Source organism: Mycobacterium saskatchewanense, from assembly GCF_010729105.1.
In the GTDB taxonomy this organism is placed as follows: Bacteria; Actinomycetota; Actinomycetes; order Mycobacteriales; family Mycobacteriaceae; genus Mycobacterium; species Mycobacterium saskatchewanense.
Genome location: NZ_AP022573.1, coordinates 570572 through 583942, shown reverse-complemented (window position 1 = coordinate 583942; position 13371 = coordinate 570572). Strand labels below are relative to the sequence as shown.

At 70.2% G+C, this 13371-nt stretch carries 13 protein-coding genes; 9 read left to right on the top strand and 4 right to left on the bottom strand.

Annotated elements, in window-relative coordinates:
* Positions 1–19: 19 nt before the first annotated feature.
* Positions 20–748, bottom strand: a complete 729-nt coding sequence (locus tag G6N56_RS02605; RefSeq protein WP_085256818.1) for a DUF4190 domain-containing protein — start codon at positions 746–748, stop codon at positions 20–22.
* 111 nt (positions 749–859) lie between these two features.
* Between G6N56_RS02605 and G6N56_RS02600 the strand changes: the two genes are divergently transcribed.
* Positions 860–1849: an LLM class F420-dependent oxidoreductase gene (locus G6N56_RS02600; protein WP_085256819.1), complete on the top strand. Its 990-nt coding sequence runs from the start codon at positions 860–862 to the stop codon at positions 1847–1849.
* A gap of 57 nt (positions 1850–1906) precedes the next feature.
* On the opposite strand, the gene G6N56_RS02595 is transcribed toward G6N56_RS02600, so the two are convergent.
* Positions 1907–3385: a multicopper oxidase family protein gene (locus tag G6N56_RS02595; protein WP_232069195.1), complete on the bottom strand. Its 1479-nt coding sequence runs from the start codon at positions 3383–3385 to the stop codon at positions 1907–1909.
* A gap of 2 nt (positions 3386–3387) precedes the next feature.
* Positions 3388–4137 carry an arsenate reductase/protein-tyrosine-phosphatase family protein gene (locus G6N56_RS02590; RefSeq protein WP_085256821.1) on the bottom strand — a complete coding sequence of 250 codons (750 nt, stop codon included), beginning with the start codon at positions 4135–4137 and terminating at the stop codon, positions 3388–3390.
* A gap of 104 nt (positions 4138–4241) precedes the next feature.
* On the opposite strand from G6N56_RS02590, the gene G6N56_RS02585 reads away from it, so the two are divergent.
* The 8 genes from G6N56_RS02585 (at position 4242) to G6N56_RS02550 (ending at position 13100) form a co-directional block, all read left to right on the top strand.
* Positions 4242–5498 carry an APC family permease gene (locus tag G6N56_RS02585; protein ID WP_085256918.1) on the top strand — a complete coding sequence of 419 codons (1257 nt, stop codon included), beginning with the start codon at positions 4242–4244 and terminating at the stop codon, positions 5496–5498.
* 73 nt (positions 5499–5571) lie between these two features.
* Positions 5572–6174 (top strand): (2Fe-2S)-binding protein, encoded by a 603-nt coding sequence (locus tag G6N56_RS02580; RefSeq protein WP_180150462.1) that lies wholly within the window; start codon positions 5572–5574, stop codon positions 6172–6174.
* Between the two features lie 3 nt (positions 6175–6177).
* Positions 6178–7155: an FAD binding domain-containing protein gene (locus G6N56_RS02575; protein WP_085256822.1), complete on the top strand. Its 978-nt coding sequence runs from the start codon at positions 6178–6180 to the stop codon at positions 7153–7155.
* The gene (locus tag G6N56_RS02570; RefSeq protein ID WP_085256823.1) at positions 7152–9320 is read left to right on the top strand and encodes a xanthine dehydrogenase family protein molybdopterin-binding subunit; all 2169 of its coding nucleotides are present in this window, start codon (positions 7152–7154) and stop codon (positions 9318–9320) included. The genes G6N56_RS02575 and G6N56_RS02570 overlap by 4 nt, the downstream gene beginning before the upstream one ends.
* 117 nt (positions 9321–9437) lie before the next feature.
* Positions 9438–9878, top strand: a complete 441-nt coding sequence (locus G6N56_RS02565; protein ID WP_408632681.1) for a flavin reductase family protein — start codon at positions 9438–9440, stop codon at positions 9876–9878.
* A gap of 3 nt (positions 9879–9881) precedes the next feature.
* Positions 9882–10592: a pyrimidine reductase family protein gene (locus G6N56_RS02560; RefSeq protein ID WP_085256825.1), complete on the top strand. Its 711-nt coding sequence runs from the start codon at positions 9882–9884 to the stop codon at positions 10590–10592.
* 196 nt (positions 10593–10788) lie between these two features.
* A complete protein-coding gene (locus G6N56_RS02555) occupies positions 10789–11088 on the top strand; it encodes a hypothetical protein (protein WP_085256920.1) in 300 nt (99 codons plus the stop codon).
* A gap of 206 nt (positions 11089–11294) precedes the next feature.
* Positions 11295–13100, top strand: coding sequence for a serine/threonine protein kinase PknE (locus G6N56_RS02550; protein WP_085256826.1), 1806 nt, complete (start codon positions 11295–11297; stop codon positions 13098–13100).
* On the opposite strand, the gene G6N56_RS02545 is transcribed toward G6N56_RS02550, so the two are convergent.
* Complete coding sequence (locus G6N56_RS02545; protein ID WP_158090737.1) at positions 13081–13254, bottom strand: hypothetical protein; 174 nt, start codon at positions 13252–13254, stop codon at positions 13081–13083. The genes G6N56_RS02550 and G6N56_RS02545 overlap by 20 nt on opposite strands.
* Positions 13255–13371: the final 117 nt, after the last annotated feature.

Below are 13371 nucleotides of genomic sequence, written 5' to 3'. Positions count from 1 at the left end.
CCTCATCTGGCGGGTCGCTTCAGCCCCTGATGGACCCGGTCTTCTTGGACTTGAACGTCGCGATGCAGGCTATGTCGCGGTCGCCCTGCCTCCAGGAGTCCCGCGAGGGCGGCATCACGGCCAGGTCGACGCTCGGGTCCTGTACCGCCGTGGACGAATACGACGCCAGCGAGTCCCGGCACCGCTGGTCGTAGTCACCGAATACCGACTCGTCGGGAAACTGCCCGTCGGGCATGGTCAGCACCGCGACGACCTCGCCGAGGTGTGGGTGTTCGCAGCCGATCGTGTTGACGAACTTGACCCGATTGCCAGTGGGGATGTCCGCCAGGCAGTCCCCGGCCTTGACATTTCGGGCGCTCACCGTGTCGGTCGGCGACAAGACGGCGACCACGACGGCCGCGGCGATCGCCGCCACCCACACCGCGGACAGGACCAGCCCAGCGATTGCCATGCCGCGACCGCGCTGGCGACCGGGCTTGGTCCGCCCGAGGGCGATGATCCCGAAGATGACGCTGAACAGGACACCGCCCAGGAGGCCGAACACCAGGGACGCGACGGCGAACCCGCTCGTCGTCGGCGGTTGTGGCGCCGGCGGCACGTAATAGGGCGGCGGATAGGGACTTTGGTACGAGGGCGGCGGCGGGTAGCCGCCACCTTGGTACGGCGGCGACGGGTAGGAGGGTGGCGGCGGGTAGCCGCCCGCCGGGGGTTGCGGGGGCGGCGCGTCGGGGCCCGGTGTGTACGACATGCCTCACTGTAGGACCCTCCCGCGGGCCCGGATGGACGAATCCGCGTTTCGCCGCCGCGGCCGCTAAGTTGGAGACGGGCCTGCACCGGGGCCCAGGCAAGGAGTCAGTGCATGGACTGCAGGATCTTCACCGACCCCAGCAACGGTGCGACCTACGATGACCTGCAGGAATCCGCCAGCCTGGCAGAGGAATTCGGCTTCACCGGATTCTTCCTCTCCGACCACTACCTGCCCTTCGCCGGCGACGGCCGGCCCGGGCCCACGGACGCGTGGACGACGCTGGCCGGGCTGGCGCGCGACACTTCGCGCATCCGTCTCGGTTCACTGGTGACGGCCGTCACCTTCCGACACCCCGGGCCGCTGGCGATCGTCGTGGCGCAGGTGGACGCAATGAGCCGGGGCCGAATCGAATTTGGCTTAGGCGCGGGCTATTTCGAGCCGGAGCACGCCGCGCTCGGCATCCCCTTTCCGCCAGTCGGGGAACGTTTCGACCGGCTGGAAGAGGCCCTGGAGCTCATCACGGGGCTCTGGCGCACTCCCACCGAACAGCGATATTCGTTCAGCGGCAAGCGTTTCGAGCTGCTCGACGCCCCGGCGCTCCCCAAGCCCTGGCAAGATCCGGGTCCGCCGATCATCCTCGGCGGCACCGGAACGCGGCGCACGCCCGCCCTGGCGGCCCGCTTCGCCAACGAATTCAACCTGCAGACGAGCCGCCGCCGCGCACCGCTCGAGCACCACCGAAGCGAGCTGAAAAGCGACGATGTCGCGGGACAGATCGCCCGGGTGCGCGCCGCGGCGCGGGAAATCGGTCGAGATCCGGCCGAGATCACATTCTCCATGACGGCCCTCGTCGGGGTCGGCCGCACCGACGACAGCGCCGCGGCCTGGCTCGATCCCGAGCACTATGGCTCCCAAAGCTTCGACGGGACCACGCTGTCCGGAACGCCGGCGCGCATCGTCGACCAGGTGGCGCCCTACGCGGAACTGGGCATCTCGCGGCTGTACGTCCGTACGCCGGCGAGGATGCGGACCCTGGCGGGCAATTTCGAATTGTTCGCGTCCGACGTGCTGCCCCGGCTCGCGGCGATGTCGGCGGCCTAATCCCCGGTGCCCCGAAAGGTTTCGCGGCCACGTAGTCCATCGAAATCCAGAACCTGGTCAGCTGCTATTGATCAACAACATGAGGCCGTAGTCCATGTGAATCTGCTGATGGCAGTGCAGCAGCGACAGGCCGGGCTGGTCGGCGACGAAGTCGACCTCCATGCTCTGGTAGCCGCCCAGCATCGCGACGTCCTTGCGCACCCCGGCGGTCGGCGTGCCTGCGACGTGGGTGATCTCGAAGGTGTGCCGGTGTAGGTGCATCGGGTGCAAGTCGTCGGTGGCGTTGCGGAACCGCAAGCGGTAGCGCCCATTTCGCCGCACGTCGAGCACCGGCCGATTGGCGCTCATCGAGAACGGGGTGGCGTTCATCGTCCAGACGTTGAAGCCGTTGTCCGCGGCGTTGCGCTTCTCGATCAGCATCTCGAGGGTGCGGTCGGGCGGCGGGGCGGGTGCGGGATTGGGTGTGGCGAACAACCGGTAGTCCCAGGTGAACGGCGGCGGCGCCGCCCACTGCGGATCCCCGCCGCGCCCGGCGTATTCGACGACGATTCCCATGCCGTGCGCCCGGTCGTCGTCGTCGAGATCTCCGAACACCCAAACCCCGGGGTTGTCCATCGTGACCACCGCCGAGACCCGTTCCGCCGCCCCCACCCACAACACCGGGACCGTCGCGGTGTTGGGCACCGGGTTGCCGTCCAGCGCCACCACTCTGAGCGAGTGGCCAGGCAGCGCCAGGCTGCGGGTCTCGGTGGCGCTGCCGTTGAGCACGTGCAGGAGCACCCGATCGCCTTGACGGACCCGGATGGGATCACCATGGCCGAGCATGCGCCCGTTGACGGCAAACGCCCCGTAACTCACCTCGAAGCCGTGCGGCTCGCCGCGGGCGAGCGAGGCCCGCATCGACGACTCGCCCTTCTCCCTGAGGTCGGCGTCCGGTTCGCCGGCCAGGAAGTCCTTGGCCATGTCGCCGCCCCGGCTGAAGGCGGGCTGGAATTCCTTGAGCGTCAGGAAGATCTCCTGGTCGTAGGCCCCGGGATTCTCCTTCGGTTCGATGTAGACGGGGCCGACCAGGCCGGCGTACTGACCGCGGGACAGGTCGTCGCGCGGGACCACGTGGGAGTGGTAGAAGCGAAACCCCGCGGGGCCGGAGAGGAACGAGATGCGCCGCGTGCCATGGGCGGGGATGTAAGGGGTGCCCTCCTCGGCGGAGCCGTCGACGTCGATGCCCACGTGCTGGCCGTGCCAGTGCAGTTGTTCCGGCGCGTCGGTGTCGTTGACGATGTCCACCCACGTTCGTCGGCCCTCTTTGAACCGCAGCAGCGGGCCCGGGAACTGGCCGTTGTAGGTGAGGGTCGACACGACCATGTCCGGCGCGAGTTCCACGGTGCCGGTCCCGATCCGCAGCGTGTGATCGGCCTTGCCGCCGGGCGGGCCCGGGGGCGTGGTCTTGGAGCATGCCGCGACGGCGCCGGCACCGCCGCCGGCGGCAAGCAACGCCAGCGCACCGCCTCTCAAGAAGCCCCGCCGGTCGACCACGATCAGGGCCCATCCGGGGAGGCGGCGAGCGCCGGCAGCAAGAACCCGATGCGGCTGTCCAATTCCCCTGCCAATTGCCGGAATTCACGGGGGCCGCCGCCGTCGGCCGCCGGGTCGGGCAGGCTCCAGTGCATCGCCGTGGGCAGGTTCTGGGCGGCCGCGTATTCGCGGACCTTATCGCATAGGGTGATCACGCGATCGAAGCGCCGACGGGCAACCACGGCCAGGGCCTGCGGTCTGCTGCCACGAAGGTCGATCCCGTACTCGTCGCGCATGATTCGCACGGCGTCCGGATGCAGCACCGGCTTGGGGTGGCTGCCGGCGCTCGCCACCCGGACGCGGCCCTGGCCCCGTTCGCGCAGCAGCGCCTCGGCCATGGGCGAACGCGCGCTGTTGCCCGTACACAAGAACAACACCGACCGCGCGGGCGGCTTGCGGTCCGAGACCGGCGGCGTGCCGAGCGCCGGATGCAGCGCGGTGGCCGCCTCGGCGAACGCACCGGCACACCGCTCCAGATCGAGGTGGTAGTAGCTGTCGCGGCCGTCGAAGCTGCTGCGCCGGGCCGCCACCAGCCCGGCCGCGCGCAACAGGCGGAGGTGGTAGGACACCAGGTTCTGCGGCTCGTCGACAGCGGTGGCCAATTCCCGCACCCGGCGGTCGCCGACCGCGAGTTCCGTCAGCAGCGCCCAGCGCAGCGGGTGGGACGCCATCCGCATCAGCTGCGGAACCTCGGCCCGGCCGGTGGTCACCATGCTCGGGACGATACATCAAATGAATTTGATATGTTGGCCCCGGCGACGTGGCGTCAGGTGTGTGATCGGCGATCCGAGGAGACCGAGTGTCCGAGAGCAAACACGTGGACGCCACGTCCGCCGGCGGGGATCTCCGCCGCAGCCTGGGACTCTTCGACGCGGTGGTGATCGGGCTCGGGTCGATGATCGGCGCCGGAATCTTCGCCGCACTCGGGCCCGCCGCGCGTGCCGCGGGTGCGGGCCTGCTCTGGGGCCTCGCACTGGCGGCGGTGGTGGCCTACTGCAATGCCACCTCGTCCGCGCGGCTGGCGGCCCGCTATCCCGCCTCCGGTGGCACCTACGTCTACGGGCGGGAACGGCTCGGCGATTTCTGGGGGTATCTGGCCGGGTGGGGCTTCGTCGTCGGCAAGACGGCGTCGTGCGCGGCGATGGCTTTGACCTTCGGCGCCTACGCCTTTCCGGGGCACGCGCCCCCCGCGGCGGTCGCCGCCGTGGTGGGGCTGACCGCGGTGAACTACGCCGGCGTCCACAAGTCCGCCTGGGTCACGCGGCTGATCGTCGCGGTGGTGCTCGGCGTGCTGGCCGCCGTGGTGGCCGCCGTCTTCACCTCGGGGACCGCCTCCGCGGAGGCGCTGCGCCCCGTGAGCGCCCACCCGGCCGGCGTCATCCAGGCCGCCGGGTTGCTGTTCTTCGCCTTCGCCGGATACGCGCGCATCGCCACCCTGGGCGAAGAGGTGCGCGACCCGGCCCGAACCGTGCCCAGGGCCATCTCCCTCGGGCTCGGCATCACCCTGGCCGTCTACGCGCTGGTGGCCGTCGCGGCGCTGGCGGCATTGGGGCCGCGGCGCTTGGCCTCTGCGTCCGCGCCGCTGTCCGAGGCGGTGCGGGCGGCCGGCACCACCTGGCTGGTGCCGGTCGTGCAGGTGGGTGCTGCGGTCGCCGCGTTGGGCTCGCTGTTGGCGTTGGTACTCGGCGTCTCGCGCACCACCTTCGCAATGGCTCGCGACCGGCACCTCCCCCGTCCGCTGGCCGCCGTGCACCCGCGATTCCGGGTGCCGCACCGTGCCGAGCTCGCCATCGGCGTCGTCGTGGCGGTACTGGCCGCGACCGTCGACCTTCGCGGCGCGATCAGCTTCTCGTCGTTCGCCGTGCTGATCTATTACGCGATCGCCAATGCCTCGGCGCTCCGCCTCGGACATGACGAAGGCCGGCCCTACCGCGTGATCCCGCTGACGGGGCTTCTCGGTTGCGTCGTGCTGGCGTTCGCGATGCCGCTGTCCGCGGTGCTCTCCGGCGTGGCGGTGCTCGGAATCGGCGTCGCGGCGTATGCGATTCGGCGACTCGGCGCCCGGAGATTCTGACTTTTTACGTTGTCACCGGGATACATAGCGGAGTCCAAGCTTCTGTCCCGCGATTCGTCCTACTCTGGATGCAGTGGAAATCCACAACCATCAGCTCAATCGCAGGACCTTCGTGGGGGGCTCGGTCGCGTTGGGTGGCGCTGTCGCCGCCGCAACGACGGTCGCGGGGTCCGACCGCGCCGGTCCCGACCCCCGCGAGGAACAGTCCGCCTTCGTGCGTGCCCGCATCAACGGCGAGCACCGCGAAATCGCCGTCGACAACCGCACATCCCTGCTCGACATGCTGCGCGAGCGCGCGGGACTGCCCGGCACCAAGAAGGGGTGCGACCAGGGCGCCTGCGGCGCCTGCACGGTCCTCGTGGACGGTCGCCGGATCAACTCCTGCCTGACCCTGGCGGTGATGCACGACGGAGCGGAGATCACCACCATCGAGGGCCTGGCCGACGCCACGAACGGTGGCCGGCTCCATCCGCTGCAACGGGCGTTCATCGAAGAGGACGCGTTGCAGTGCGGCTACTGCACCGCGGGCCAGATCATGTCCGGCGTCGGATGTATCGCCGAGGGGCACGCCGGCTCGCCGGCGGAGATCCGAGAGTGGATGAGCGGCAACATCTGCCGGTGCGGCGCGTACACCAACATCGTCAATGCCGTCGCGACTGTGGCCCGGGCCGACTAGCGCGTGTTTCCCTTCCGCTACACCAAAGCCGCCGACGAGCGTTCCGCGCTGACGGCCGCAGCAGCCGGCGCCCGGTACATCGCCGGCGGCACCACGCTGGTCGACCTGATGCGCGAGACCGTCGAACGCCCCGACTTGCTGGTTGACATCAACGCCCTGCCCTACTGGTCGATCGACCTACGGCCGGGCGGGATCTCCGTCGGTTCCCTGGTCCGGATGGCCGACTTCGCCGCGCATCCCGCTGTGCGCCGACAGGTTCCGATGCTCAGTCAGGCCCTCGAGCTCAGCGCCTCCGCGCAGCTGCGCAACATGGCGTCCATCGGCGGAAACCTGCTGCAGCGCACCAGGTGCCTGTATTTCCGCGACATGTCGGCCGCCTGTAACCGGCGCGCACCGGGAGCGGGCTGCTCGGCGATCGGGGGCCGCAACCGCGGGCACGCGATCCTCGGCACCAGCCCGCGGTGCGTGGCGACGCACCCGTCGGACCTCGCGGTGGCCCTCGTTGCGCTGGACGCCGTCATCGTGGCGCGGGATGTGTCCGGGCACCGGCGATTCGGGGTCGCCGAGCTGTTCCGGCAGCCGGGCGACAACCCGGCCCGCGAGCACAACCTGCGCCCGGGGGAATTGATCACCGCGGTCGAGATCCCGATCGGGCCCGAGTGCCGCCGGTCGGGCTACCTCAAGGTGCGCGACCGCGAATCATACGAGTTCGCCTTGACTTCCGCGGCTGTGGCGCTCGACATCGGCGCCGGTGTCGTCCACGCCGCCCGGGTGGCGGTAGGCGGGGTGGGCACCGTACCGTGGCGCCTGCCGGCGGTCGAGGCCGCGCTTACCGGCAAACCGGCTAACGCCGACGTCTTCCGCGCCGCCGCCGCCCTCGCCGGCGACGGCGCGCAGCCGTTGAGCGAGAACGGTTTCAAGGTGGAGCTGGTCAAGCGCACGGTGGAGAGGCAGCTGGTCACGGTGGCGGCCCTGGCATGACGCGCCCACTGCCCGCCGCGCGAATCGTCTCCGGTGAACCGGTCACCCGGGTCGACGGGGAACTCAAGGTCACCGGAAAGGCTGCCTACGCGGCCGACAACCAGCTTCCCGGCCTGGTCTACGCCGCGCTGGTGTGCAGCACGGTCGGGCGCGGCCGCGTGGAGCGGGTATCGTCCGATGCGGCCCTGCGCCGGCCCGGCGTGCTGCGGGTGCTGTCCGACTTCGCCGGTGTCAAACTGCCGTTCGACCCCCGCGCCGTCGCCTTCTTCGGGCAACCGGTCGCCGTGGTGGTCGCCGCCACCCTCGAAGCGGCCCTGCACGCGGCGACGCTCGTGGACGTCCACTATTCGACCAGGCCTTCACTGACCGATGTCGATGCGCCACAGGCGGTTCCGCAGCCGGGCCGCAACACCCGCGACTATGCCCGCGGCGACGCGGACGGCGCGATGCGCGACGCGGCGGTGGTGACCGACCTGCAGTTCAGCATCGCCCGCAACAACCACAACGCGATGGAACTGCCCGCGACCGTTGCCAAGTGGGACGGTGACCGGCTCACGGTGTGGGACAAGGTGCAGAGCATCAGTTCGGCGCAACGCGCGTATGCCGAGGCGATGGGCGTGCCCGCCGACCACGTCCGCGTGATCTCACCGTTCGTCGGCGGCGCGTTCGGCAGCGCCGGGCAGACCTGGCCGCATCAGCTGCTGGCGGCGTTCGTGGCCCGCCGGACGCAACGGCCGGCCAAGCTGGTGCTGAGCCGCGCGCAGATGTACAGCGGGATCGGATATCGGCCGACCAGCCGCCAGCGCATGGCGATCGGCGCCGACCGCTCCGGGCAGCTCGGTGCCATGATCCACGAGGGGCGCACCGAGACCGCGAGATACGGCACGTACGAGGACGGGCTGGTCGGCAACCCCCGGTTCCTGTACCGCGTGCCCAACGTGCGCTCGACATACCGGGTGGTGCCGCTCGACGTCAACCTGCCGACGTATATGCGCGGCCCCGGCGCGGTGACCGGGATGTTCGCGCTCGAATGCGGCATGGACGACCTCGCGCATCGGCTGGGCAGGGACCCGGTCGAGCTGCGGTTGCGCAACGAACCCACGCTCGACCAGACGAGCGGCACGCCGTTCTCCACGCGGCGATTCGCCGACTGCCTGCGGCACGGCGCGGCAAGTTTCGGCTGGAATCGGCGGAATCCGGTGCCCGGTGCGGCGCGCGACGGGGACCAGCTGGTCGGCCTGGGTGTGGCCGGGGCGGCCTATCACACCTCGCGCGGCGAATGCAGCGCCCTGGCAAGGATTCTCGCCGACGGCAGCGTCGAGGTGCAGAGCGCGACCAGCGACATGGGGCCCGGCACGTACACGTCGATGACGCAGGTCGCCGCGGATGCCCTCGGCGTGCCGCTGGGCCGAGTGCGATTTGCCCTCGGCGACAGCCGTTATCCGCCCGCCCCGCCGCACTCGGGCTCACGCACCATGGCAAGCGTCGGCTCGGCGGTATCGACCGCGGCGAACATGCTGCGCGACAGGCTGATTCGCACGTCCGTCACCGATCCCGGTTCGCCGCTGAGCGGGCTGCGCCCGCAGGACGTCGCGGTGGCCGAGGGCCGCATGTATGCGACGAACGCACCGGAGCGCGGCGAGTCCTACCGGGACCTGTTGCGCCGCCGCGGCTGGCGCGACCTGGATTCCCGGCAGACATGGACGCCCGACGACGCCGACAAGCGCTACTCCATGTATGCCTACGGCGCCGTCTTCGCCGAGGTCGCGGTCGACGCGTTGCTTGCGACCGTGCGAATCCGCCGCATCTACGCGTGCTACGACGCGGGACGAGTGATCAATCCCCGACTCGCACACAGCCAGGCGATCGGTGGCATGGTCGGCGGCATCGGGATGGCGCTGTTGGAGGGGACGCAGCTGGACCACCGCGACGGCAGGATCGTCAACGCCAACATGTCGGATTACCTGGTACCCGTCAACGCGGACGTTCCCGCGCTCGACGCGGCCTTCCTGGCGGCCGAAGACACGATCGCCGACCCGATCGGCGTCAAGGGGCTCGGCGAACTGGTGATCGTCGGGGTGCCGGCGGCCATCGCCAACGCGGTGTTCAACGCCACCGGCAAACGCGTCACGGATCTGCCGATCACGGTGGAGAAGCTGCTCTGACGGCGTCGCCGGGATCGCCGCGATACGATTCCCCTTCAGCCGAAGGGAAGGCCGGATTGCGTGGCGGAGCCGGGGATCGAGCCGTTTGAAGAGCTGGTGGCGCTGCTGAACTACCCGATGTTCGTCGTGACCACGCAGTCCCACGGCGTCCCGTCGGGCTGTCTGGTCGGCTTCGCCAGCCAGACCAGCATCCACCCGCCCCGCTTCCTGGTGGGCTTGTCCAAGCGCAACCACACGTTCCGCGTGGCCGCCGACGCCGATCACCTCGCGGTGCACGTCTTCGAGCGCGACCACCTCGACGTCGTGGAGCTGTTCGGCAGCCAGACCAGCGACAAGATCGACAAGTTCGAACGCTGCTCCTGGCATGCCGGCCCCGAGGGCCTGCCCATCCTCGACGACGCGGCCGCGTGGTTCGCCGGCAAGATCGTCGACCGCTTCACCCTCGGAGATCACGTCGGCCACCTGCTCGCGCCGATCGACGGCAAGCCACCGGAGAAGCTGCGGGAATGGGTCTCCTTCGGCGACGTGCACCACCTGCAACCCGGCCACGAGGCCTGACCAGTGCCGCCGACCCAGGTCGGTGCCGTCGACGGCATCGCCGAACTGGAGGAGTTCTACACCGACGCGCCGGACGGGGTGCGGGCCAACATGATCTTCAGCGCCGACGGCGCCGCCGCGTTCGGCGGTCGCGCCGGCCCGCTGTCGGATCCCACCGACCAGCGGCTGCTGCGGACGCTGCGCTGTTTCGCCGACGTCGTGCTGGTCGGCGCCGGCACCGCGCGCGCCGAGAACTACGGGCCGGTGTGGCTCACCGACGCGCAGCGCGCGTGGCGGCGTGCCGAGGGTCGGCCCGCGCCGCCCCCGATCGCCGTGGTCACCCGCACCGGCGAGGTTCCCGCCCGGCTCTTCACTGACCCGGACCAACCACCGATCCTCGTGACCTGCGCCGCGGCGGCGGGGCGGCGCCGGTTCGACGACGACCGACGGGTCCTCGTGGCCGGGGAGGAATCCGTCGACGTGGCCGGCGCAGTGGCGTCGCTGCGCGCGCAGGGCATGCCCCGCATCCTGTGCGAGGGCGGCCCCACCCTCCTCGACGAGTTGGTGGAGGCCGACGCCATCGCCGAGATCTGCGTGACGCTCGCGCCCAAGCTGGCCGGGAGCCAGCCCGTCGGGCGCCGGTTGGACCCGGCCCGGCTGTCCGCGCCCCACACGATGCGGCTCGAGCACGTGCTGGCCCACGACGACTACCTGTTTCTGCGGTATCGGCGCTGAGCGCGCCCGCCGCTCGGCATGCACCGAGTCCGGCTGCTTCCTATGATGAGAGTTTGGGGAGACGCCTAATCGAATTGCCTGCGCGACATGCCCAGTCCGTGCCTTCAGTCCGTCGTCGCACCCTTGTCGCACACACAGGAGGACCATCGGCCACGTGAGCGATCCAACCGGCGAGGACGAATACCGCAACCTGGCGGTGAACCGGCTGCGGCCCGGCGAGCTGCACTGGGCCCTGAACAACGATGCCGTACATGGAATTGCGTACGCCTTCAAGAACCCGGTGGCCGTCGCCGAATCGCTCGACGACCCGCAAGACGACCGCAAGACCTACCTGATCCGGGTCAGGCGTGACGACCTGGCCAACGCCCTGACGAAGATCAACGACTGGATCGTCAAGAATCCCGGCCCCGCCGGAATGCAGGCGTACGGCTTCGTCAGGGCGCTGTCGCGTGAAGGGCTCGGCGAACGCCGCAGCGGTGACGAGGAACGCCGCTGAGCGGCTCGCCCCGCCGAGGAGCCCGTCTCCCCCGCTGACCGGATTAGCTGGCTTTCCCGATTCACCATGCCCGCCGGTCGCCGTAACCATTAGCCTTATGCCTGGCATGCCACCACGTACTCGCGTCCGGCGTCGCGCCGGCCGGTAGGGCGAGGACGCTTCCGATCGGTTTGCGGCACGCGGCCGGCGGGGTGAGGAGTCGGGCGATGGGTGACACGACCGCGGGTCCGCGGGAAGGCTCGCAGTTCGGGCCGTATCTGCTGCGGCGGCTGGTGGGACGCGGCGGCATGGGCGACGTCTACGAAGCCGAGGACACGGTGCGGGAGCGCATCGTCGCGCTGAAGCTGATGTCGCCGACCCTGTCCAACGACCCGGTGTTCCGCTCGCGGATGCAGCGCGAGGCCCGCACCGCGGGGCGGCTGCACGAACCGCACGTCGTACCGATCCACGACTTCGGCGAGATCGACGGCCAGCTCTACGTGGACATGCGGCTGATCGACGGCAAAGACCTGGCCGGCACGCTCAAGCGTTACGGGCCGCTGTCGCCGCCGCGGGCGGTGGCCATCGTCCGCCAGATTGGCTCCGCGCTCGACGCCGCGCACGCGGCCGGGGTGCTACACAGGGACGTCAAGCCCGAGAACATCCTGGTGAGCAAGGACGACTTCGCCTACCTCGTCGACTTCGGGATCGCCAGCGCCACTTCGGACGAGAAGCTCACCCAATTCGGGACGACCGTGGGCACGGTCAAGTACATGGCCCCCGAACGGTTCCGGGAGGCCGAGGTCAGTCACCGGGCCGACATCTACGCACTCGCCTGTGTGCTCTACGAATGCCTGACCGGGTCGCCGCCCTACAGCGGTGATCAGTTCAGCGTGATGGGCGGGCACCTCAACGAACCGATCCCGCGGCCCAGCGCCGCGCGCCCGAGCATCCCCGCAGCCTTCGACGGGGTGATCGCCCGCGGGATGGCGAAGGATCCCGCCGACCGGTACGCCACCTGCGGCGACCTGTCGGCGGCCGCGTACGCAGCATTAGCCAGCCCCGACCAGGACCGCGCCACCGACATCCTGCAGCGCAGCCAGGTTGCCGGGCTGCCCGCCGCGCTCGCCGGCCAGCCGCCCGGTGGTTTTGCGGCCGTGCCGCCCGCGCTGGCAGCGCACGCTCCGCCGTCGGTCCAAAGCTGGCCCGCCCCGCCGTTGGGTTCCGGCGTACCGGCGCACCAGCCGACCGGGTGGGCTGGCCCCACCGGCTGGGCGACCGGCGATGCGGGAAGTGCCGGACCGCCGCCGTGGGGGCAGCCACCACCGCGCCGACGCAGCCCCTGGCTGTGGGTGGGGATCGCCGCCACCGCGATGGTGGCCGTCGTGGGACTGGTCCTGGCCCTGGTGCGTCCGTGGCAGTCGGACTCCGCCGAGACGACGCCCGCGTCGCCCCCGCCGCCACCGGACGCCGTCGCGCTGCGGGTCCTCGATGACGGCGTGTATGTCGGCAGCTCGGCGGCGTCCACCACCATCGACATCTTCAACGAACCCATCTGCCCGCCGTGTGGGAGTTTCATCCGGTCGAACTCCGCGGACATCGACACGGCCGTGAACAACAAGAAGCTCGCCGTGCGCTATCACCTGCTGGACTTCCTCGATGACAAGTCGCACAGCAAGACCTATTCGACGAGGGCGGTGGCGGCCTCGTATTGCGTTGCGGCGCAGAATGATCCGAAATTGTACGCCGGCTTCTACTCCGGCCTGTTCGCGAGCAGCTTCCAGCCGCAGGAGGGCGCCGCGGAGGATCGCACCGACGGCGAGCTGGCCCAACTGGCCAAGACCGTCGGTGTTGACCCCGGCGTGATCACCTGCATCAAGTCCGGGGACGACGTCGGCACCGCCAAGGCGAAGGCGGCCAACGGGTATACGACGCTGTCCGGACTCAACGCCAATGCGACGCCGTTCGTGTGGGACGGCACGTCCGCGGTGAACTACCAGGACGCGACCTGGCTCACCAAGCTGGTCGGCTGAACATTGGGGCGGCGCTTGCGCCTCGGTGCCGCTTGCGTTCGCCGAAGTTGCCGATACGGTCGCGGTTCGAGCGCCAATCGCCGACGATCGGCATCCCGTCCGGGCAATGCTCGCGCAGCACCCGCCCGGCGTCGGTGCGGGCCACGTAGTCCATCGAGATCCTCGAATACGCCGCGGCCGTGGACGCGCACGATATGGGGATGCGACAGTCCTCACGCGGCAACCGCGGGTGCGCCGCGAGACAGACCTGGCCCATGCCGCCCGAGCCGAG

Bases quoted from the DNA above. Each gene is read 5' to 3' on its own strand.
- G6N56_RS02605 (WP_085256818.1), bottom strand. From the start codon at position 748: ATGTCGTACACACCGGGCCCCGACGCGCCGCCCCCGCAACCCCCGGCG.
- G6N56_RS02600 (WP_085256819.1), top strand. From the start codon at position 860: ATGGACTGCAGGATCTTCACCGACCCCAGCAACGGTGCGACCTACGAT.
- G6N56_RS02590 (WP_085256821.1), bottom strand. From the start codon at position 4,137: ATGGTGACCACCGGCCGGGCCGAGGTTCCGCAGCTGATGCGGATGGCG.
- G6N56_RS02570 (WP_085256823.1), top strand. From the start codon at position 7,152: ATGACGCGCCCACTGCCCGCCGCGCGAATCGTCTCCGGTGAACCGGTC.
- G6N56_RS02565 (WP_408632681.1), top strand. From the start codon at position 9,438: ATGTTCGTCGTGACCACGCAGTCCCACGGCGTCCCGTCGGGCTGTCTG.
- G6N56_RS02550 (WP_085256826.1), top strand. From the start codon at position 11,295: ATGGGTGACACGACCGCGGGTCCGCGGGAAGGCTCGCAGTTCGGGCCG.
- G6N56_RS02545 (WP_158090737.1), bottom strand. From the start codon at position 13,254: ATGGACTACGTGGCCCGCACCGACGCCGGGCGGGTGCTGCGCGAGCAT.